The sequence below is a fragment of the Flavobacterium aerium genome (genome assembly GCF_030766725.1).
GTDB lineage: Bacteria > Bacteroidota > Bacteroidia > Flavobacteriales > Flavobacteriaceae > Flavobacterium > Flavobacterium aerium.
Window position 1 is genome coordinate 37,008 of the sequence record NZ_JARQWR010000008.1, and the last position, 23,765, is coordinate 60,772.

Consider the following 23,765-nt stretch of genomic DNA (forward strand, 5'->3'; position numbering starts at 1 on the left):
AAAATAGACACACTAACTTAGCTTAGTCAATGAATAGTATCAAAGCTATAAATTGACACTAACAACTCAAATCTAACTTTAATCTCGTTATTATGATCGCAACAAAAGGATATGCGGCACAAAATGCCGAAACAGATTTAGCACCATGGAATTTTGAACGCAGAGAGGTAGGCCCTCACGATGTTCAGTTTGATATATTATTTTGTGGTGTTTGTCATTCCGATTTACATCAAATTAAAAATGATTGGTTTCCGGGAATTTTCCCAATGGTTCCTGGACACGAAATTGTAGGTCGTGTTATTAAAGTAGGAGACCATGTGAAAAATTTTAAAGTAGGCGATTTAGCAGGAACAGGCTGTATGGTTGACTCTTGTCAAGTATGTGAAAATTGTAAACAAGATTTAGAGCAATACTGCCTAGAAGGAAGTACACAAACCTATAATAGTTTGGAACGCGATGGCAAAACACCAACGTATGGTGGATATTCTAATACAATTGTTGTCCGTGAAGAATTTGTATTGCATATATCAGACAAATTAAACTTGGCGGCAGTAGCCCCATTACTATGTGCAGGAATTACAACATATTCTCCACTGAGACACTGGAAAGTAGGAAAAGGACATAAACTTGCCGTATTAGGCTTAGGAGGTCTTGGCCATATGGCTGTGAAATTTGGAGTTGCATTTGGAGCCGATGTAACAGTATTGAGTACTTCTCCAAAGAAAGAAGCCGACGCCAAAAAACTAGGAGCCCATCATTTTGTAGTTACAAGTGATAAAGAACAAATTAAAGCAGCACAAGGCTCATTTGATTTTATATTAGATACCGTATCTGCCGAACATGATTTTAATATGTACCTATCATTATTAAGAACAAATGGTGTACATATTTGCGTAGGTGTTCCTCCAAAACCAGCAGAAATTGCCGCTTTTAGTTTATTAGCGGGAAGAAAAAGTTTGGCCGGTTCTGGTATTGGCGGTATTGCTGAGACTCAGGAAATGCTAGATTACTGTGCAAAACACAACATTACATCAGATATAGAATTAATTGATATGAAAGATATTGATAATGCTTATGACCGTATGGTAAAAGGAGATGTCCGTTATCGTTTTGTAATTGATATGGCTACCTTATAGCAGATAGAAATTTACTAAAAATAAATACAAAATCCAGATGAGAATTACTCTTATCTGGATTTTGTGTTTTAGATAAATAAATCACTAAGTTAAAAAAAATGCCAAGTATTAATTTTGTTGACTTTTTCAGTGAAAAAAGCAAAATAAAGTTATGATTCACAGAAGTTAAAAGTTAAAAACTGTAACAATTCATTTTTTGTAAAGTCTATAAACCATAATACAATCCATTTACTTATGAGAATTATAGTGATACTTTTTTTCTGCTTTTGTTTAAACCTTTTTGGCACATTTAAAACCAAGGCACAGCAATTAACTTTATCCGGAATAGTACAAGAGAAAATAAAACAACCCTTAGAATATGGGGAAGTTATACTATATAAAAAAGCAGATAGTACAATAGTTCGAAGTACACAAACAGATCTTTCAGGGAAATTTTCACTGAATGCAATACAAGGCGATTATAAATTAAAAATATTCCAATTTGGAAAATTATTTCATTCTCAAAATATCTCATTGTTACAAAATTTAGACTTGGGAATATTAACCATTGAAAATAAAGCCGAAGAATTAAATGAAGTTGTGGTAACTGGTAAAAAACAACTGATAGAACGTAAGATAGACCGTGTGGTTTTCAATGTAGAGAATAGTATTGCCTCGCAAGGGATGGATGCAACAGAAGCATTAAAAAACACACCACTATTGAAAGTCGATGAAACCAATGGCGTTTCTATTGTTGGAAAAAGTGGCGTTTCTGTTATGATAAACGATAAGATGATTAATCTTTCAGGAAATGAATTGATGAACTACTTACAGTCGTTGAGGTCCGATAATATTGCGAAAATTGAGGTAATCACTACACCGCCGGCAAAGTATGATGCACAAGGAAATAGTGGAATTATTAATATAGTATTGAAGAAAAATCAAAATATTGGATGGAGTGGGAATGCATCAACGACCTATATCCGTAAATCACGAGATGGTTTTTCCAATACGGCAGTATTGAATTACCAATCGTCTAAACTAAGTACCTCTTTGCGATTACGACAATACGATACAGAGAAAAAGGCAATCGAAAGAACTAGTTTTCAAGGAGATAATTCTGTATTTAGTGTTGATCGTAGATTAGATATGAATGATGGAGTAGGAGTAAATTTCAGTTTAGATTATAAACTGACTGAACGATCAAAAATTGGATTTGTTTATGACCATGGTAGAACTCATAGCAATATGAATATTAATAATTCCTCCATTTATAAAACATTACAAACACAAGATTCATTATTAACCACTACAGCAAAACATAGATATACCACTCCTTCCCATACGTTAAATGTATACTATGATATTAGCCTTGATACTTTGGGGAAAAAACTAAGTTTTAGTGGAAATTATTTTTCAAATATTTCAGAAAGTAATATCAACTTCAATACACTCAATACCAATACAACACTACCAAATGTAATTTATAATTATAGTAAGATTGATTATAATATTTTGTCAGGACAAGCCGATCTTGAACTACCCTATAAATGGGCAAAAGTAGAAGCGGGATCAAAATATACAATCTTCAAAAACAGTTCTGATATTCAGTATTTTGATTTTCTAAACGAGAACTATATACTGGACCCCAGTAAGAGTAATCTATTCAATTATAATGAACAAAATATTGCAGGATATATTAGTTTAAGCTCCGATATAAATGAACACTGGTCAGTAAAAGGAGGATTACGATATGAACATTCTATCATTGAAGGGAAAATACCATTAACGGATGTAAGGACAAAAAATGAGTATGGAAAATGGTTCCCTTCAATGTATATATCATATAAAGTTAATCCAGATCATATCTTTTCGGTCAATTATTCCAGACGTATTAGCCGTCCCTTCTTTAGAGCAATAAATCCATATCGATGGTACATCAACCAATACTCTTATGCTACAGGTAATCCACTATTAAGGCCAGCCTATGATGATAATTTTGAACTAGGATATTCTTATAAAGGAAAATTATCATTCACACTGTATTACCAAGCGAGTAGTAATAATTATGGACAAGTAGTGACTTTTGAAGATGGAATAAAGATTATAAACTATCTCAACTATTTTGATGAGTATAATATTGGAACAAATATATACTACAATGATACTTTCTTCTCCATTTGGGAAGCAGGGTGGAGTACAAGTATTTATTATAATGAAACCAAAGGGCTAAGCGACAGAATTGTAGGACAACATTCGTTTTCGTTTTATTATACGCTAAATAATACCATTACCATAAATGAGAAAAAGACAACCTTCTTACTATTGAATTTTTGGCAAGGTTTACCATATGCTAGAGGTAATACCCAAATTAAAGGGTCATATAGTTTTAGTCCTGGATTAAAAATGTCATTTTTAGATAAGAAACTAAATGTTAGTGCAGTTTTTAGAGACGTATTCAAATCGGATAAAGGACGAGGGACTTCAACCTATGATAATGCTATAACAACCTTTAATAACTATTATGATTCCCGAACATTTACACTGAGCGTAAATTATAGTTTTGGAAATACGAAAGTAAAAGGAGCGAATAAGAATGTAAAATTTGATGAGAAGAACAGAGCCAATTAATTTTATTTGAGAAGTCTAGTTATTGGACGCTTCAGAGTCTTTAAAGCTTCACTATTTAGTGAAGCTTTTTTATTTAGGACTAAATACTTTCAGTAACGCATCGAAGTTTAAGATTCATCCATCGTTCGGGCAATCTTGTCAATATTGAGACTTCGTGCACTTGCGTCAAAAATCTCTTTATACGTTCCTTTTTGACTATAAATTTCTTCATGTGTACCATGTTCAACGATTCTTCCCTCTTTCATAGCATAAATATGATCGGCATCGATAATTTGCGAAATAGAATGAGAGATAATAATTACAGTTCGATCCTTTTTGATGGCATCCAAACTGTTTTTAATTTGTTCCGTCGCAATAGCATCAAGACTAGCTGTAGGTTCATCCAAGAAAATAATAGGCGGATTTTTAATAAACATACGCGCAATAGCGATACGCTGTTGCTGTCCTCCCGACAATAGTAATGCTTTAGAATTATATTGATCCGGTAATTGCATGATTTGATCGTGGATGTAGGCTTTTTTAGCCGCAATGACAATATCATCCTGCGTTGCATTGATATTACCATAGCGAATATTCTCTTCAATAGTACCATTGAAAATATGGTTTTTCTGTAATACCAGTCCAATGTTGTCCCGTAGAAAATGTGTATCGTATTCATTGATGTCAATTCCGTCTAAAGTGATTTTACCAGAATCTGGAACATAGAACTTATCTAATAGATTGATGATTGTACTCTTTCCAGCTCCCGAAAGTCCCACCAATGCAGTGATTTTATTAGGCTCAATTTTCATGTTGATACCATACAAAGCTTTCGTTCCATTAGGATACGTGAAGTCAACATTTTGGATTTCAAAATTCCCTTTCAATGTCTGTGTTTTGTACGTTCCAGATACTTCTTTCTGATCTTCTGCATTTACAATTTCAAAGAATCCTTCAGAATAAATTATAGCATCATTCATCTCATCATAAATACGATGCAACTGACGAATAGGAGCAGAGACATTGTTGAATAATAGAATATGAAACATAATAGCACCAATGGTCATTTGTCCTGAAAGTACAAGATAAGCAGTAAGGATGATGATGAGTACAACACCTATTTGTTCTACAAACGTTTTTAATCCATCAAAGATAAAACTGATTCGACGCGTCTGCATTTGATTCTCCGTTAAACTACGCTGTAAATCCAATTGCTTTTTGGCCTCAATTTGCTCTCTGTTAAAAGATTTGATGACAGTAATCGAATCAATAATACTCAAAATCCCCTGACTTTTTGATTCTCGAAATCCCCGTAAATTTCGACGCCAGCCACTTAGTTTTTTTGCCTGATTCTGAGTAATAAGAAAATAGATTGGCACAATACATAAACCGACTAATCCAACGTAGAAATTAGCATTGAACATTAAAAACAATGCAACCAGAGAATTTGCAAATAATGGGAGTATATCAATAAAGAAATTTTGGACTAATCGAGTTAAGCTTTCAATACCACGATCAATACGAGTTTGAAGTTTTCCAGATTCATTATTGTTACTGGTATAAAAGGAAAGCTTATAGGTTAATATTTTTTCAATAACGGCTTGGGCTAAATCCTGAGAAACTAAGATGCGGAGTTTTTCACCATAGAATTTTTGTCCAAACTGTACAAAAGCATTGATTAATTCTTTGCTCAGTAAAACGATTGTGATGAATATTAATATAGAAATTCCCTCATTCAATCCTTTACCCGCTTCAATCAATTCCGTAATACTATCTACAGTATACCGCAATATCCAAGCATTTACCTGTGCCGTGAAAGAACCAACCAGAGTAAGTGCTAACGTTGCAAACACTAATAATCTATAAGGTTTTACAAAAGGATAAAGATGTCTGAAAAGTTGTTTAATATTCATAATTACTACAGAAATAATAAAACATGAAATTAATGAATTAATGCTTCGAAACGTTTGATATAGGTCAATAAATTGAATGAAACGGAATTACTCATCGAATGAAGTATACCTTTTGTCCATGTTGAGGTACAGTTGGTCAAATTGTTTTTTACAGCAAATTCATAATATGCTCCTTTGCATATATATTAAAAATCAAATGAAAATGAAAACAATCAATTTAGTGTGGTGGGGAAGCTTACTACTCTGTCTGTGTGCAACAAAAGCTCAATCACAAAATCCATCACCTATTCATGTGGGATTAAAAGGAGGAACGAATTTTACAAAGCTATCCCTTTCGGGAACCGATTTAGATTCGAAATTATCTACAGGTTATTTCGTGGGAGGAATGGCACGGGTGGATCTGATGAAATTTTATATTCAAGGAGAACTTTTATATGCAGAGAAAAAATCGAAGTTGGAAACAAGCAATATGAATGCTAAGGAAACAAAATGGAAAAGTATCGAAATGCCATTGTTAGTCGGTTATAAAATCCTTGATCTTTCGGTAGTGAATGTACGAGTTTTCGGTGGAGGTGTTTATTCTTATGTCATGGATGATAACGTTTCCATCCTGAATAATGTACAACATTCTTACCGAAAATTTGATAAATCGAATATTGGATATTTAGTCGGTACAGGATTAGATGTAGGAAACTTTAGTGTTGACTTACGGTACGAAGGAGGTTTGAGTAATTTGAGTAAAGATTTCAAATCAAAATCAAATACATTCAATGTTAGTGTAGGATACTTTTTTCTGTAAAATCAATGTTACGAAAGAATCATTTATCGATAAAACAGCGAGGAGCCTTTGTGGCTTCTTCGCTGTTTTATTACAAAAATAACTCGTTAATTTGACCCTTGAATGAAACAAAAATACGCAAGCTCATATATGAAATATAATTTACGATATAAACACAGAATATTCATTATCATTTTTTGGGTAATACTCAGTGTAACAATCTGGAGTCAGATGATTCAAGAGTTGTCATTTGGTTTGGCAGCAATAGAAGCATTTTTAATCTTGATTAGTTCCGTTGTTATTGCACATACTTTGAGTGATATATTATTGCCAAAAGCATTGAGCAAAGGAACTATGAGATCTTTTGTGTTGCAATGTATTGGTATGACATTACTATTGGCCATGATGCTAGGAATTATAGGGATGTTTTTTACACGTTTCCAAGTACAAAGTTCTACGGAAACCTTATTTTTTGTAAATTCTAATTTGAAATTATTTTTGTTCCGATTTTGTGTTTCAATACCTTCTGCTTTGTTGATTAATGGTACAGCCTGTGGTCTTAGGTTTTATCAGGAACATAGCAAAATGGAAAAGAATCATGCCCGCTTGCAACAAGCACACCTTGAAGCACAAATACGAATTTTACAAGATCAGATAAACCCACATTTAATGTTTAATGTATTGAATCATATTCATATACTAATGCAGAAAAATGTTGATTTAGCTTCCGTATTACTCATTAAATTTTCAGATATTCTGCGCTACCAATTGTATGAATGCAATCAAGAGTTTGTGTCATTAGGACGTGAAATTGGCTACTTGAAAGATTTGATTGCTGTGGAGCAAATTAGATGGGGAGAAGAACTTCTCGTTGATTGTACCTGGGAGATTAAAGATGCAAAACGAATTATTGTACCGCTGTTATTAGTCCCGTTGATTGAGAATGCTTTTAAACATGTTTCCCGACTTCCTAATGAAAGAGGATATGTGGTTTTGAAGTGTACCCAAGATGAAAATGTACTAACATTAGAAGTGAGAAACTCATTTACCGATCAGTTTATTCGACGCGATAAAAGCCATGGTTTAGGGTTGGAAAATGTAAAAAAGAGACTCAATATACAATATCCAGATCAACATGAATTAATCATTAATAAAACAGACAATGAGTTTAAAATAATTCTAACTTTACAATTAGCGTAAGTATGAAATCAAATTCAATTCAAAAAATGATGGATACCCCAATGCGATGTTTGGTTATTGATGATGAGCCAATTGCTAGAAACGGAATCGTTGATTTTATAAGTAAATTAGATTTTCTAAAAGTTGTAGGAGCTTTTTCGTCCGCTATTGAAGCATCCGAATACATTCAGAATGGAGCGGTAGACTTAATGTTTCTGGATATCAATATGCCTTACTTATCCGGATTAGAATTTCTAGAATCGTTAGAACAACCACCACTATGTATTTTTACTACGGCCTATTCGGAATACGCTTTAGAAGGCTATCGATTACAAGTTGTTGATTATTTAGTGAAACCAATCAGTTTTCAGCGGTTTTATCAGTCTGCACTTAAGGCAAGACAGTTGCACTTGATGAATAGTAAGCAAGCCCCATCAGATACCTTTTTATATGTGAGACAAGGTGATGGTTTTCAAAAGATTTCATGGGTCGATATTCTATACATAGAAGGAATGCAAAATTATGCCAAACTACACTTTAAAGATCAGGTGATTATAATTCATCAAACGATGCTTTGTTTAGAAGAAACACTACCCCAAGAGAATTTTTTCAGAATACATAAATCATACCTTATCAATATTGCTCACATAGATTCTGTTTCAGGAGGACGTTTGTTTATTAACGGGCAAGCACTACCTATTTCAAGAACCCGAAGAGAAGAATTATTGAAAGAGGTAGTGTATAAAAAATTACTCAGCCGTTAATCTTAGAAATGCCATTTTAAAGCCACTGCCCCATAGAATGTAGAGGTGAATTTTGGGTCTGCAACATCACTCGATTTAAAGATGCTTTTTATTTTACGCTCACTAGTTTTAAAAGAACGCATCAACGACGATCCTCCGGTAAGTTGTAAGGTCCAGTTTTTTCCCAATTCAAACTGTGGACGAATACCCGCAATAACTTGTTGATAACCCAATAACATTGATTTGTCATTTCGATTAATTTCAGCAGTCATACCACTTAATTCTACAACAGCTTTAAGATCAAAATTAGGATTCATTTTATAGGCAACTTCTAATCCTTCTGGGAAGTAAACGCGGAATCTTAATTTACCCTGTGTTTCCCAATTAAAGTAGATGTAAGGTAATATCATTGGAACTCCAAAAGCATTCGATAGTATAGGGCCAACACCAAGTGCTAAACGAGGATTAAAATGTTTAATAAATACAACTCCACCTTGTACTAATATATCGTCGGAAGTAATTTGTTCTAAATCGGTATAAACTCCCACAGATCCCATTGCCATTAAAGACCACGTTTTACCCAATGGACGAATATGTTTAAATCCTATTTGAGCATTTAGTAATTCCGTTGGGAAAAGTGATTCTTCATAATTACGATTTGACATTCGAGCATAAGATCCATCTAGAATTAATGACCATGTTTTCGATTTTCCTTCTGCATCTGTTTGAATCGAAAGCGGGATTTCTAGTGATACCTGCATTCTTTTGAAATCACTTGTAGAATCTGTTTTTAAACTGTCTTGTGGTCGTACATAATTTGAAAATGGAATGTACTCTGTTTTAATTTTACCAGAGATTCCAGTTTGAGCAATTGTAGTTTGGGAACACAAGGAAAGGAAACCAATCAAGTAATAAAGCGCGTTTTTCATGTCTATTTTTTAAAAATTTAGCACGAATAACGCAGTAATTCCGGATGAGGTAAAATTTAATTGACAAATGGACTGTTAGTTTTGACCAATGGTATAGAATGGCTTTTCAAAAGAAAAGTCGCTTAAAATATTTTAAGCGACTTTTTGTTTAAGGTAAAAATTCTAAGGTTCTTTCTAGAGCCATTCCTCTGGAACCTTTAATTAATAACGTATGATTTTCGATTCGATATGTTTTGAGATAAGAAGCTAAATCTTCAAAAGTTTCATAAAACTGAAAATGTTTATTTTCTGCTTTAACATTGTAAAAATGTTTTCCAATGAAAAGACATACAGTATTATCATTTTTTGAAGCAACCAATGCAATAATATTTTGATGCTCTGAAGCACTTTCAGGACCAAGTTCAAACATATCACCTAGTATCATGATTTTATGAGGACGATCTAGCTGAATGAAGTTTTCAATAGCCACAGTCATACTGCTTGGATTCGCATTATAGGCATCTAGGATGATTTCATTAGTTCCTTTTTGAACCAATTGAGATCTGTTGTTAGATGGAATATAATGCTCAATAGCGGTTTTTATTTGATCATCACTAACCTCAAAGTATTTCCCGATAGTAATTGCTGCATTGATGTTGTTTGCATTGTACAACCCAATCAGATGGGACTGAATAGTAGCATCATTAAATTGTACTGAAACAAAAGGATTTGCTTGACTATGATTAATAAATACGTTTGCTTCGGGATTTGTTTGGCTAAAGCTATAATGTTTTAATGCACTCGCTTTTTGTGCCTGTATAGGATCATCGAGATTAATAAAAACCATTTTGTTTTGCTCAATCAGATACTGATACATTTCACTTTTTCCTTTGATAACTCCTTCAAAACCACCAAAACCTTCCAAGTGTGCTTTTCCGAAATTGGTAATATAACCATAATCAGGTTTTGCTAATTCACATAAAAAGGCGATCTCTTTTTGATGATTAGCACCCATTTCTACAATTCCTATTTCTGTAGATTCATCAAAAGAAAGCAAAGTAAGCGGTACGCCAATATGATTGTTGAGGTTTCCTACCGTAGCTTTGGTAGTGTAACGTTGTGATAAAACAACATTAATCAATTCCTTCGTAGTTGTTTTACCATTACTTCCAGTCAAAGCTATAATTGGAAGTTTTAGATAATTACGATGATATTGTGCGAGCTGTTGTAAAGTAGTGAGACTATCTTCTACGAGAATAGTCTTTTCGTTTACATAATACTTTTCATTATCAATAATAACATAGGCAGCGCCTTTTTCTAGTGCTTCTGCTGCAAATGTATTTGCGTCAAAGTTATCTCCCTTGAGAGCAACAAAAAGAGAATTTGAACCTATCTTTCTGGTGTCTATAGAAATAGAAGAGCATTCTAGAAATAAAGAATGTATATTTTGTATGTTCATTTCAAAACATTTTTAAAATATAAAAAGCCCTAATGAAAGGGCTTTTTATTATATAATAATAAGTATGATTAATTTCTGGCTTTCTTTTTACCATCTGATTTAGGACCTACTCTTGACATAGCACATCTAAATCCGATATCACTAGTTGCCATATCTTGTGGCAAGTATCTTCTTTGTGCAGGATCTAACCAGTAAGCTCTATCTCTCCATGATCCACCTTTGTAAACTCTTACATTGTCATTGATCAATGTAGTTCTTTTTGAAGAGTGGTCATATTTTCTGATCATATTACCTAAACTATCTGTAGTCACACTGTGTTTTGGTGAATCATACATTCTAGTTTTTTCATCTTCTTTCTTAGCATCACCTTCTTCAGAAGATCCAAAGTCGAAATAACGAGTTGATTGTTTATCACCATCTCTGTAGTTTCTATTGTCACTCTTATCGAAGTTTTGTCTTAAGTAAGTTTCTTTCTCATCAATTGGCACTTGAGCGATTTGACCAGGGAAGTTTCTTGCCATAATTCTACCGTTACTTAAAGTATCGTATTGAATATCTGAAGCAGTTACTAATTCCACTTTTCCATCTTCACCAATTTTGTTTTTAGTATAAACGTTACCTCTATAGTAGTTGAAGTCATTTGCTTCATCATCTACGATAGGTCTGTAAACGTCGGCAACCCATTCAGAAACGTTACCACCCATGTCATAAAGACCAAAATCATTTGGTGGGTAAGATTTTACAGCAGCAGTAATATCAGCTCCGTCATCAGACCAACCTGCAATTCCACCGTAATCCCCTTTACCTTGTTTAAAGTTGGCTAATTGATCACCTTTTACTTGTCTTTTTCCAGAACGAGTATATTGACCTTTCCAAGGATATTTCTTTTTACCTCTGTATGCATTGTATTCTCTGTTTCCTACTAATGCAAGAGCAGCATATTCCCACTCAGCTTCAGTTGGTAATCTATATTCCGGAAGAACGATACCAGAAGTTCTTTGAGCATAAACATTTTTAGCATCTTCTTTAGAAGCTAAAGAGTTTCTTTTTCCTTTAAGAACGATTTCCTCGTTTCCACCGTAAGTTTTAGTTGGACTATTAAGGTAGGTTTCAGTACTAAAAGTATTTTCAGCATTAGCATCTAATGTTTTAGCATCTCTTTTTAAGTAACCTTCTCTTTCAAGTACAGCCTCATTCACACGGTCTGTTCTCCATTTACTAAACTCTACTGCTTGAATCCAGTTAACACCTACCACTGGGTAGTTTGCATAAGCAGGATGTCTCAAGTAGTTATTAGTCATTGTTTCATTATAACCTAAACGGTCTCTCCATACTAATGTATCAGGAAGAGCACCTTCATAGATGTTTCTGTAATTTTCTTCTTCTGGTGGAAAAACTCTCTTTAACCAATCCAAGTACTCCATGTACATAAGATTTGTTACTTCAGTTTCATCCATGTAAAAAGATTGAACGTGCTGTTGATTTGGAGAGTTGTTCCAATCATGCATAACATCATCTTGTACTTTACCCATGGTAAATGTACCACCTTCGACTAAAACTAATCCAGGAGCAGTCTCTTGCTTCTTAAACTTAGAGTTGTACTGGAAACCACCTTTCTTATCGTTAATCTTCCAACCTGTCGCAGAGGAGGCGTTTTTCGATCCAGAATTTTTACTACAACTAGTAAAACCTATGGTTACTGCCAATGCTAACAGTAGTTTAAAAGCCATAATTTTGTTTATTTTCATACTTTTGGTAGGTAATAAATTTTGAGGCGCAATATAATAATTAACCATTAAATTGCAACAACATTTTGAAAATTATTAAAAAAAATATAATATTTTGTTAAATACCTTAACATGCAACGTTAAATACTGTTATTGTACAACGCAAATTTAATACAATTATTATATGAATGGCGCGTATAAATAAATTATTTTTGCTTCTCGTAATATTTAACATTTAATTGCGTTGTTTTAATTGATGAAAAAAATACTTATAGTTTTTTTGGTTCTAATCGCGAATCTCTCGAAGGCTCAGGATAATGGCACTATTGTTTTGAACTGGACTCCGAAAAAGAAAGTTATCGCAAATGCTACATCTGCTGTAATTCCACAGTTTGATGGGGATAAGCAATATTTTGATAATGACCGTAAAGAGCTTTTTTTTCAATTAAAAATACCAGTAAATTCCTATGTAGATGAAAGCTCATTGAGAATCACTAATGTGGTTTTTGAAGCTATAAGTAAAGAAGAAATGGGTGATTTATCGACTTCAAATTTACCTTCAAATGTTAAAAATTCATTGAAAGTATTTAATGCAAGAGATAAAAAATATGCTTTTTTAAGCCTCTCACCAATTGTTAAAGAAAACAATACATATAAAAAAATAAAATCATTTTCGTATTCTTTTAACAGTAATCAATCCCGTCAGAATAGTACGCAATCTACTTCCAGTGTAGCAGCATTATCAAATTCAGTGTTAGCGTCAGGGGAATGGTACCGATTTTATGTAGAAAAATCAGGTGCATATAGGATATCAAAATCTTTTTTGCAAGATTTAGGTTTTAATGTGAGTGGAGTTAACCCGCAAAATATTAAGATATATGGCAATGGTGGACGAATGATTCCTTTGTTGAATAGCACTTTTTATCCTAGTGATTTAGAAGAAAATGCCATTTTCATTGGAGGAGAAAGTGATGGTGTATTTAATGATACAGATTATATTCTTTTTTATGCGGAAGGTGTAGATACATGGAATGATGAAAGTCATACGTTTAATAATTTATATTCGTCGAGATCCTATTATTATATCACAGCTCAGGGCGGAGCCGGTAAAAGAATGGGGAATATTACACCGCCATCCGCAGCAAGTACAGTAACGGTGACGACCTATGATGAAACTCAATACCATGAATTGGATCAGGTTAATTTTGCACGCTTAGGTAGAAAATGGTATGGAGAGCAGTTTAATGTGCAAAATCAACAAAGTTTCGATTTTAATTTTCCAAACCTTATTACTGCAGAACCAATCAAGATTTCTGTTGTTGCGGCATCAGCGGCATTTACTTCAACATCTTTTAAGGTAAATGCAAATAGTCAGGATATTGGTACTGTGAACTTTTCGGCATTGCCAGCAGATGGTCAAGGAGCAGGGAAAGAAAGTTCTTTTACAGGGCAATTCACTTCTGCAACGCCAGCCGTAAAAATAACATTGACCTATAGTAATGGAGGTGTTCCAGGGTCAAATGGATATCTGGATTATATTATATTGAGAGCTAAAAGAAATTTAAGTGGAGTTGGAAAGCAATTTAAGTTTCAATATGATGCGGCGGGAGGAAGTTTTGGAGTAGCCGATTATCGAATCTCAAACGCCAATACGATAAATCAAGTTTGGGATATCACCGATATATATAATGTAAGGAAAGTTGATAATCCAAATTCAAATATTCTTTCATTTAAAGCAAATCTTGGTGAAGTTCGGAAATATTTGGCAACCGATCCGTCCGACTATTATACCCCTTTGAAAGAATCGCAATCAAGAGTTGCAAATCAAAATATAAAAGGAAATATCTTTAAGAATAATCAAGGGCTAATACAAGACATCGATTATCTTATAATTACACCCAATTCACTTTATGGTCAAGCAGAAAGACTAGCAAATTTTCACAGGAATTATTCGCAGTTAAATGTGAAAGTTGTAACGTTAGAGTCGATTTATCAAGAGTTTTCCTCTGGTAAACAAGATATTGGAGCCATTAGAAATTTTGTACGCTATGTGTATTTTAATATTCCTGATCCGTCGAGAAGAGTGAAGTATCTGAATCTTTTTGGCGATACATCATTTGATTATAAAAATCGTATTTCGAATAATACAAATATAGTTCCTACGTTTCATTCTTATGAGCCATCTCTGCAACCATTTGATACAATGACAAATCTATCATTGGTGAGTACGTTTATGTCCGATGATTTTTTCTGTCTAATGGATGATAACGAAGGGAGAATGTTGAATAGTGATAATGAAGGAGTCGATATTGCTGTAGGAAGAATGCTAGTAAGTTCTGCTAAGCAAGCAGAAGAAATGGTAACCAAGGCAATCGATTACTATGATATAAAATCCTATGGGAAATGGCGTAATAATATCGTTATGATTTCTGATGATGCCGATCCCGGAGATGAAATATTACAACAAGAAGTAGATGCGTTGAGTAATATAATAGCACATGAAAAACCGTTTTTGAATGTGAAAAAGATTCACTCTGACTCGTATGTTCAACAAACATCAGCGGGTGGAGGTCGATACCCTGAAGTGAGGAAAGAGATTATCAGTTCTTTCGAACAAGGATCATTGGTCTTTAATTATTTAGGACATGGTGGAGAAGATGGATTAGCGCACGAAAGAATATTCGAGAAGTTTGATGGGCAGAATATGAATAACCCATTCAAGTATCCCTTATTTATTACAATTACTTGTGAGTTCACAAGGTTTGATAATCCATTTAGGCCAACAGCAGGAGAATATACGTATTGGAATCCAAAAGGAGGTGCTGTTGCCATGATTACAACAACACGAGAAATCTTTGTAAACGTTGCAACAGGATTTAATAGAAAACTATCAGAAATTTTATTTTCATACGGATCAGATCAATATGTGACAATTGCAGAAGCATTACGAGAAGCAAAAGCGAGTTATAACAGTTCAGGAACGAGAGTGGTATCCTTTGTGGGTGATCCGGCAATGAAATTAGCCATTCCGAAGCCAAAAGTAGTTTTAACTAAAATAAATGGTGTTCCAATAGGAGCAGCAACAGAAAGTTTAAAATCATTAGCCTTTGTGAAGCTATCAGGTGAGGTAACAAATGAACAAGGGGCTCTATTGTCCAACTATAATGGAGATTTATCCGTTAATGTATTTGATAAAAGAATTAATCGCTCAACTTTAGGAAATGATAACCCTACGGTAATAATGAATTTCACTACTTTAGGCGAAACGATTTTTAGAGGAAATGCGACAGTTACGAATGGGCAGTTTGAGTTCGGTTTTGTAGTGCCAAGAGATATTAGAGTTCCTATTGGACCAGGCCGTGTGAGTTTTTATGCGAAAAAAAATCAACAACTAGAAGATCAAACAGGATACGATAGTATTATTAAAGTAGGAGGGATTAATGAGAATGCTGTAGCTGATAATTTACCACCACGTGTGAAATTATATATGAATGATCAGTCCTTTGTTTCGGGAGGGATTACGAACGCATCGCCTATATTTCTGGCGTTTTTGGAAGATGAAAATGGAATTAATACCGCCAGTGGTATTGGACATGATATTGTTGCTATTTTGGATGGGGATGAGAATAATCCTTATATATTGAATGATTTTTACGAAACAGCATTAGACGATTATACAAATGGAAAAGTACGTTATCCATTTAGAAACTTGGAAAAAGGATTGCATACCCTGACATTTAAGGCATGGGATGTTTATAATAATTTGGTAACTGCAGAAATACAATTTATTGTAATAGGCGATGAAGAGATGAAATTGGATAAAGTGTTAAATTATCCAAATCCATTTGTGAGCTATACAGAATTTTGGTTTTCTCATAATAGACCCTTTGAGCCGTTGGACGTTCAGGTTCAGGTGATGACAGTGACAGGTAAGATTGTCTGGACTCGAAACCAAACGATTGTTACAGAAGGATTCCTTTCTCGAGATATCACTTGGGACGGTAGAGATGACTTCGGAGACCGCATAGGGAAAGGGGTTTATATCTATAAATTGACAGTTAAGTCGACACTTACAAATAAAAAGACGGAAAAATACGAGAAACTTGTAATACTTTAAGAAAATACTATATTTGTTTAATAAACTCTCAAAAATCATAATGAAAAAATTATCAATACTTTTAATTTTCTTGCTCGGAGCAAAATATGCAAACGCACAGGACCGAGTGATAACGACAGGAGTGCCATTTTTAATGATTGCAGCTGACGCTAGATCTGCCGGTATGGGAGATATGGGTGTTGCAACTTCTGCAGATGCTTATTCTCAGCAGTATAATCCAGCAAAATATGCTTTCGCTTTAGATAAACAAGGTTTCTCAGTGAGTTATACTCCTTATTTATCTTCTATCGCAAATGATATCTCATTAGCACAAGTGACTTATTACAATAGAATGAACGAACGTAGTGCTTTTGCAGGGAGTTTACGTTATTTTGGTTTAGGGGAAATTGAATTAAGACAAAATTTCGATGATCAGCCAAATGTTGTTAAGCCAAATGAACTAGCGTTAGATTTATCCTACTCGTTAAAGTTAAATGAGCGTTTCTCTATGGCAGTAGCAGGTAGATATATTCGTTCAAACCTGAGAATTCCAGATGGTAATAATGATGCTTCAGCAGCAAATACTTTTGCTGTGGATATAGCAGGTTTCTATCAATCAGAAGAGCAGGCTTATGAAGATTTTAATGGTCGTTGGAGAGCAGGTTTTAATATTCAAAATTTAGGACCAAAAATCAGTTATAACAATGATGATTTCAGTGGGAACTTTCTTCCTGCAAATCTTAAATTAGGAGGTGGATTTGATTTCATTTTTGATGAATACAATAAATTAGCCGTTACTGTTGAGTTGAATAAACTATTAGTTCCTACACCACAAAAACCAGATTTAAATGGAGATGGTGAAGTAACTTCATCAGAAATTTCACAAAATAATGCGGACTACCAATCTATCGGATGGGTATCAGGAATTTTTAAATCTTTTGGAGATGCTCCAGACGGATTTAAAGAAGAATTAAAAGAATTTACTTATGCAGTAGGAGCAGAATATTGGTACCAAGATTCCTTCGCATTGAGAACGGGTTATTTTAATGAAAGTGTAGAAAAAGGTGCACGTAAATTTTTTACTTTAGGTGCAGGATTTAAATATAACGTGGTTAAATTAGATGTTTCATATTTATTCTCGGCTTCAAAAGTGAGAAACCCATTGGAAAACACATTACGTTTTTCTTTGACTTTCAACTTTGGGGATAAATACGATGAATATTAATAGAATTGAATGAAAAAAATAAATATAGCAACTACATTTTCGGCTTATGATTCTTTAGAAGAACTTTCAGTAGAAGATAAATCATTAATGTTAGAAGCAGTTGAAATTAGAAAAAAAGCATACGCTCCTTACTCTAGATTTAGAGTAGGAGCGGCTGTTTTATTAGACAATGGTGAAATAGTAGTAGGGTCCAATCAGGAAAATGCAGCTTATCCTTCAGGGCTTTGCGCTGAGCGAGTAGCAATTTTTTATGCCGGAGCAATTTATCCCGAAGCTAAAATTTTAAAACTTGCCATTTCTGCAACATCCGATGATAAAGTTGTGACTTCGCCTATTCCGCCCTGTGGAGCCTGTAGGCAGTCTTTAGTAGAATATGAATACAAACAAGATGTTCCTTTTTCTATTTATTTTATGGGTGAAACGGGTGAAATCTATAAGTCAGATTCTGTAAAGAATTTACTTCCGTTTGTTTTTGATAAGAACTTCTTATAAAAAAAACCAAAAACTTCTTTTTTATTTTACTTCTAAGGAGGAATGTCTTATTTTTGCCTTTCGCAAATTTGTGTGAGGAAACTGTTTTGCGTTATTATTAGTGAATAATTGATACTATATTAAAACGGCAAAAGAAAAAAATAGCAAAATGAAAGAAATAACTAAAGAAGTTTACCTAAAGTGGTACGAAGACATGCTACTTTGGAGAAAGTTTGAAGACAAACTGGCTGCATTATACATACAACAAAAAGTAAGAGGTTTTTTGCACCTATATAATGGACAAGAAGCCATATTAGCAGGAGCATTACACGTAATGGATTTATCAAAAGATAAAATGATTACAGCTTACAGGAATCACGTTCAGCCAATCGGTATGGGTGTGGATCCAAGAAAAGTAATGGCTGAACTTTTAGGTAAAGCAACCGGAACTTCTAACGGTTTAGGTGGGTCGATGCATATTTTTTCTAAAGAACACGGATTTTATGGTGGACACGGTATCGTAGGAGCGCAAATTCCTGTAGGTGCTGGTATTGCTTTTGCCGATAAGTATTTTGAAACAGGAGGAGTTACTTTAACTTGTTTTGGTGATGGTGCTGCTCGTCAAGGTTCTTTACACGAAGCTTTCAATATGGCTATGTTATGGAAACTTCCTGTAGTATTTATTGTTGAAAACAATGGATATGCAATGGGTACTTCTGTAGAAAGAACAGCAAACCATACCGATATCTGGAAATTAGGTTTAGGATACGAAATGCCATGTGGCCCAGTAGACGGAATGAACCCAATTAAAGTTGCAGAAGCAATGCATGAAGCAATTGAAAGAGCTCGTCGTGGAGATGGTCCAACATTCTTAGAATTGAAAACATACCGTTACAGAGGACATTCAATGTCAGATGCACAACACTACAGAACAAAAGAAGAAGTAGAAGAATACAAAAAAATAGATCCTATTACACAAGTATTAGATATCATCAAAGAAAAGAACTATGCAACTGATGCAGAGATCGAAGCAATTGATGAAAGAGTAAAAGATTTAGTAAGTGAATGTGAGAAATTTGCTGAAGAATCTCCGTATCCAGACAAAAGCGTTATGTATGATGTCGTATATGATCAGGAGAACTATCCATTTTTACCTCATAAACTATAATTGAAATGGCAGAAATTATAACAATGCCACGTTTGAGTGATACCATGACCGATGGTGTTGTGGCTACATGGCTCAAAAAAGTGGGAGACAAAATAAGTGAAGGAGATATCCTTGCAGAAATTGAAACTGATAAAGCTACAATGGAATTTGAATCTTTCTATTCAGGAACTCTTTTGCACATTGGGATTCATGAAGGAGAGTCAGCGCCAGTAGATTCTTTATTAGCAATTGTTGGAAAAGAAGGTGAAGATATTTCAGCATTATTAGCAGGAAAACCAGCTGCTGAAACTACAGCTGATGCATCGAAAGAAGCTCCAAAAGCAGAAGCTGAAAAACCAGCAGAAGCAAAAGCAACTACAGAAGCTTTACCAAAAGGAGTTGTCGTTGTTACAATGCCAAGATTGAGTGATACCATGACGGAAGGAACGGTAGCAACTTGGTTGAAAAAAGTAGGTGACAAAGTTAATGAAGGAGATATTCTTGCAGAAATTGAAACCGATAAAGCAACAATGGAGTTTGAGTCATTCAATGCAGGAACTTTATTATTTATTGGTATTCAAGAAGGACAGTCAGCTCCAATTGACAGTGTATTAGCGATTATCGGACCAGAAGGAACGAATATTGCGGGTATTGCAGAAAACTATAAAAATGGTGGTGCTCCAGTTGCAGTAGCAGAAGAAAAATCTCCTGCGGCAAGTGCTCCGAAAGAAGCAGCTACAACTGAAACAACTACAGAAAATGATACCGTAGCTAATGATGGACAAAGAGTATTTGTTTCTCCATTAGCAAAGAAAATTGCTGATGAAAAAGGGATTAAATTATCTCAAATCAAAGGTACAGGTGAGAATGGACGTATCGTGAAACGTGATGTTGAAAATTATGTTCCACAAGCCGTTTCTACTCCACAACAAACACAAGTACAACCACAGGCTCAAGGTACTGCACCTGCAAAAACAGAAGCAGTAGTTAAACCATTTGTTCCTGCTGGAGAAACATTCGTAGAGGAGATTAAAAATTCTCAAATGCGTAAAGTTATCGCACGCCGTTTGGCAGAATCTAAATTTACTGCACCACACTATTATTTGACAATAGAGGTTGCAATGGATCAAGCGATGGCATCAAGAGGAGTAATTAATTCATTACCTGATACTAAAGTGTCATTTAATGATATGGTTATAAAAGCTTGTGCAATGGCCTTGAAAAAACATCCACAAGTAAATTCTCAATGGAAAGAAGATGTAACCATCGTAAATCACCATGTGAATATCGGGGTAGCTGTAGCGGTTGAAGATGGACTTGTTGTTCCAGTATTGAAATTCACAGACCAAATGAGTTTATCTCAAATTGGAACTAGCGTGAAAGATTTTGCTGGAAGAGCTAGAAACAAAAAATTACAACCAGCCGAAATGGAAGGAAGTACATTTACAGTTTCTAATCTTGGTATGTTTGGAATCACTGAATTTACATCTATTATTAACCAACCCAACTCTGCAATTTTATCTGTAGGAGCGATTGTTGAAAAACCAGTGGTTAGAAACGGACAAATTGTGGTAGGTAATACCATGAAAGTAACTTTAGCATGTGACCATAGAACTGTAGACGGGGCAACTGGAGCACAGTTCTTACAAACATTAAGAAGCTATTTAGAGAATCCTGTAACGATGTTGGCATAATCCAATAACGATATATATACTAATCCCGTTCCTTTTATTGGGGACGGGATTTTTTTATTATTTTAGCAGTAATATCGGTAACATTCAATAGAATGGATTGGAAATCTTGAGAAAAGGTTTTTAATTAAAAAAATGGACTATAGTAAATGAAAAATATAATAATAACAGGAACAAGTAGAGGGATTGGGCATGAATTGGCTTTACAGTTTGCCAATGCAGGACATCAAGTATTGGCAATTTCAAGAAAAGTTAGTCAAGCTCATGTAGAACATGAAAATATTTCCTGTCTTTCAGTAGACTTATCGAATGAATCAGATTTAGAGAAAGTATCTGTCTTTTTAAACCAAACATGGAAAAAAGTAGATGTCTTAATTCATAATGCTGGTGCAATCGTATTAAAACCTTTTTTAGAAACTTCTACGACAGATTTTGAGAACATATACAAAGTAAACGTATTTGGAGTTGCAGCCTTAACACGAATAGTGTTGCCTTATTTAGGGAAAGGAAGCCATGTGGTAACGATTAGTAGTATGGGAGGAATACAAGGTAGTATGAAGTTTGCTGGACTTGCAGCCTACAGTTCTAGTAAAGGAGCGGTAATAACGCTTTCTGAATTATTAGCAGAAGAATATAAAGAACAAGGTGTTGCCTTTAATGTTTTGGCATTAGGAGCAGTACAAACAGAAATGTTGCAAGAAGCTTTTCCAGGATATTTAGCGCCATTATCTGCGCAAAAAATGGCAGACTATATTTATAATTTTGCTCTAACTGGAAATCAGTATTACAATGGAAAAGTATTAGAAGTGTCTTCAACGACACCTTAAATATAAAAGTCAATTTTAGGTTCGTTGTATTGATAAGTAGTGTTTAACGACTGAAGGATGAAAGATAAATTAAAACCGTATTTACCAGAACATGCTGTAGATCTCGCATTTGAGATGATCAAAGCAAATAATGTTAATCTGAAAATTGTAAATGAACGTGTTACAAGACATGGCGATTATAGGAAAGATGCAACAGGTTCCCATCAGATTACCGTAAATGCTAGTTTGAATAAGTACCGTTTTTTAATGACTTTAATTCATGAGATTGCACATTTGGTTGCTTTTGAAAAATTTGGAAGAGCGATTAAACCACATGGAAATGAATGGAAATATACATTCCAGCGATTAATGGTTCCATATATTAGACCAGAAGTATTTCCAGGGCAATTGTTACCACTATTAGCAAGGCATTTTAAGAATCCAACAGCAAGTAGCGATACAGATGCAACTTTATCATTAGCATTGAAACAATTTGATGAAAAAAATGATAAAAATTATATCTTTGAGATTCCTTATGGAAGTATGTTCCGAATTCATAATGGAAAGATTTTTAAAAAAGGAGCTCAGAGAACAAAGCGCTTTGAATGTTTAGAAGTAAATTCTGGAAAGACTTTTCTTTTTAATCCCAATGCCGAAGTAGAATTATTATAATAAAGAGTTCACTCTCTTTATGAAGTATTATTGTTAGGGTAGGAAGAAGAAAAACCTACTTGAACTATTAAATTATAAAAATGAATAAAAATTATTTTGCAATATTAATGGCTGGTGGAGTCGGATTGCGATTCTGGCCAGTAAGTACTGCTGCTTTCCCAAAACAATTTCATGATATGTTAGGGACAGGAGAGACGTTAATTCAGAAAACTTTTAGTAGGTTGTCAAAACTTATTCCTGCAGAAAATATTTTAATTCTAACCAATGAAATCTACAATGATTTTGTTTTAGAGCAATTGCCAGAAGTAAAACCTGAGCAAATATTATTAGAACCAGATATGCGAAATACAGCACCTTGTATTTTATATGCATCCCTAAAAATAAAAAAGAAAAATCCAAATGCAGTAATGGTGGTTGCGCCAACAGATCATTGGATTGAAGATGAAAATCAATTTATTCAGAATTTAGAACAAGCCTTTCATTTTTGTGCCGCAGAAAAAGCACTAATGACACTTGGTATAAAACCAACTTTCCCAAATACGGGATATGGATATATTGAATTTGATAAATTGGATGCCAATCCGATTAAAAAAGTAGAAAAGTTCCAGGAAAAACCAGATTATCAAACGGCAAAAACCTTTTTTGAAAGTGGTAATTTCTTATGGAATGCAGGAATCTTTATTTGGAGTGTTCCCGCAATTGTAGAAGCTTTTGAAGAATTTCAACCAGCAATGATGGAATTATTCATGAAAGGATATAATTTTTACAATACTCCAGAAGAAGCAGAATTCGTTAAAAACTATTATGGCTTAGCAGAGAATGTTTCGATTGACTATGCTGTCATGGAGAAAGCAGAAAATGTATATGTGTTGCCTGCAACTTTTGATTGGAATGATTTAGGAACTTGGGGGTCATTGCATGAAAAACTGCCAAAAGATGAAAATGAAAATGCAATTGTAAATGCAGCTGTTTTATTGCAAAATGCTTCAAACAATATTATTAGAACTGCTAAAGGTAAAATCGTAGTTGTTGATGGATTGAACGATTATATCATTGTTGATAAGGACGATGTATTGTTAATTTATCCAAAACAAAAAGAACAAGAAATAAAAAGTATTTGTCAAAAGGTTAATGTTTTATTCTAACTGATGAATAAATAACGTAATCAATATTTTTTTAGGAATAAAATGAGATTCTCTTAATTATATTAAGAATATATTAACTA

17 protein-coding genes are annotated in these 23,765 nt (G+C 34.0%); 13 read left to right on the plus strand and 4 right to left on the minus strand.

Annotation, left to right across the window (positions count from 1 at the left end; translation table 11 throughout):
- The first annotated feature begins 92 nt into the window (after positions 1–92).
- Together P6733_RS11920 and P6733_RS11925 are read left to right on the plus strand one after the other, a co-directional pair.
- Entirely contained in the window at positions 93–1,136 is a 1,044-nt protein-coding gene (locus tag P6733_RS11920) for an NAD(P)-dependent alcohol dehydrogenase (protein ID WP_306353125.1), read from the plus strand.
- 234 nt (positions 1,137–1,370) lie between these two features.
- A complete protein-coding gene (locus P6733_RS11925; protein WP_306353126.1) occupies positions 1,371–3,746 on the plus strand; it encodes an outer membrane beta-barrel family protein in 2,376 nt (791 codons plus the stop codon).
- Positions 3,747–3,853: 107 nt separating this feature from the next.
- On the opposite strand, the gene P6733_RS11930 is transcribed toward P6733_RS11925, so the two are convergent.
- Positions 3,854–5,638 carry an ABC transporter ATP-binding protein gene (locus tag P6733_RS11930; RefSeq protein WP_306353127.1) on the minus strand — a complete coding sequence of 595 codons (1,785 nt, stop codon included), beginning with the start codon at positions 5,636–5,638 and terminating at the stop codon, positions 3,854–3,856.
- Between the two features lie 202 nt (positions 5,639–5,840).
- Between P6733_RS11930 and P6733_RS11935 the strand changes: the two genes are divergently transcribed.
- The 3 genes from P6733_RS11935 to P6733_RS11945 all read left to right on the plus strand — a co-directional run bounded on the left by P6733_RS11935 (position 5,841) and on the right by P6733_RS11945 (position 8,359).
- Positions 5,841–6,437 carry a porin family protein gene (locus P6733_RS11935; protein WP_306353128.1) on the plus strand — a complete coding sequence of 199 codons (597 nt, stop codon included), beginning with the start codon at positions 5,841–5,843 and terminating at the stop codon, positions 6,435–6,437.
- A gap of 129 nt (positions 6,438–6,566) precedes the next feature.
- Positions 6,567–7,616, plus strand: a complete 1,050-nt coding sequence (locus P6733_RS11940) for a sensor histidine kinase (RefSeq protein WP_306353129.1) — start codon at positions 6,567–6,569, stop codon at positions 7,614–7,616.
- A gap of 2 nt (positions 7,617–7,618) precedes the next feature.
- A complete protein-coding gene (locus tag P6733_RS11945) occupies positions 7,619–8,359 on the plus strand; it encodes a LytR/AlgR family response regulator transcription factor (protein WP_306353130.1) in 741 nt (246 codons plus the stop codon).
- Between the two features lie 2 nt (positions 8,360–8,361).
- Here the strand turns inward: P6733_RS11945 and P6733_RS11950 are convergent, their stop codons facing one another.
- The 3 genes from P6733_RS11950 to gldJ form a co-directional block, all read right to left on the minus strand.
- Positions 8,362–9,267 (minus strand): DUF6268 family outer membrane beta-barrel protein, encoded by a 906-nt coding sequence (locus tag P6733_RS11950; protein WP_306353131.1) that lies wholly within the window; start codon positions 9,265–9,267, stop codon positions 8,362–8,364.
- Positions 9,268–9,415: 148 nt separating this feature from the next.
- Positions 9,416–10,705 (minus strand): UDP-N-acetylmuramoyl-tripeptide--D-alanyl-D-alanine ligase, encoded by a 1,290-nt coding sequence (locus P6733_RS11955; protein ID WP_306353132.1) that lies wholly within the window; start codon positions 10,703–10,705, stop codon positions 9,416–9,418.
- 68 nt (positions 10,706–10,773) lie between these two features.
- Positions 10,774–12,453 carry a gliding motility lipoprotein GldJ gene (gene gldJ / locus P6733_RS11960; protein ID WP_306353133.1) on the minus strand — a complete coding sequence of 560 codons (1,680 nt, stop codon included), beginning with the start codon at positions 12,451–12,453 and terminating at the stop codon, positions 10,774–10,776.
- Between the two features lie 235 nt (positions 12,454–12,688).
- Here gldJ and porU point away from each other — a divergent pair, with 235 nt between their 5' ends.
- The 8 genes from porU to P6733_RS12000 all read left to right on the plus strand — a co-directional run bounded on the left by porU (position 12,689) and on the right by P6733_RS12000 (position 23,685).
- Positions 12,689–16,549: a type IX secretion system sortase PorU gene (porU, locus tag P6733_RS11965; RefSeq protein ID WP_306353134.1), complete on the plus strand. Its 3,861-nt coding sequence runs from the start codon at positions 12,689–12,691 to the stop codon at positions 16,547–16,549.
- 40 nt (positions 16,550–16,589) lie between these two features.
- Positions 16,590–17,753: a type IX secretion system outer membrane channel protein PorV gene (gene porV, locus P6733_RS11970; RefSeq protein ID WP_306353135.1), complete on the plus strand. Its 1,164-nt coding sequence runs from the start codon at positions 16,590–16,592 to the stop codon at positions 17,751–17,753.
- A gap of 9 nt (positions 17,754–17,762) precedes the next feature.
- A complete protein-coding gene (gene cdd / locus P6733_RS11975) occupies positions 17,763–18,245 on the plus strand; it encodes a cytidine deaminase (RefSeq protein ID WP_306353136.1) in 483 nt (160 codons plus the stop codon).
- 148 nt (positions 18,246–18,393) lie between these two features.
- On the plus strand, positions 18,394–19,392 hold the full coding sequence (gene pdhA, locus P6733_RS11980) for a pyruvate dehydrogenase (acetyl-transferring) E1 component subunit alpha (RefSeq protein ID WP_306353137.1): 999 nt from the start codon (positions 18,394–18,396) through the stop codon (positions 19,390–19,392).
- A 5-nt stretch (positions 19,393–19,397) separates the two neighbouring features.
- Positions 19,398–21,065: a pyruvate dehydrogenase complex dihydrolipoamide acetyltransferase gene (locus tag P6733_RS11985; RefSeq protein WP_306353138.1), complete on the plus strand. Its 1,668-nt coding sequence runs from the start codon at positions 19,398–19,400 to the stop codon at positions 21,063–21,065.
- Positions 21,066–21,211: 146 nt separating this feature from the next.
- On the plus strand, positions 21,212–21,889 hold the full coding sequence (locus P6733_RS11990; protein ID WP_306353139.1) for an SDR family NAD(P)-dependent oxidoreductase: 678 nt from the start codon (positions 21,212–21,214) through the stop codon (positions 21,887–21,889).
- Between the two features lie 57 nt (positions 21,890–21,946).
- Positions 21,947–22,540 carry a SprT-like domain-containing protein gene (locus P6733_RS11995; protein WP_306353140.1) on the plus strand — a complete coding sequence of 198 codons (594 nt, stop codon included), beginning with the start codon at positions 21,947–21,949 and terminating at the stop codon, positions 22,538–22,540.
- A gap of 80 nt (positions 22,541–22,620) precedes the next feature.
- On the plus strand, positions 22,621–23,685 hold the full coding sequence (locus P6733_RS12000; protein WP_306353141.1) for a mannose-1-phosphate guanylyltransferase: 1,065 nt from the start codon (positions 22,621–22,623) through the stop codon (positions 23,683–23,685).
- Positions 23,686–23,765: the final 80 nt, after the last annotated feature.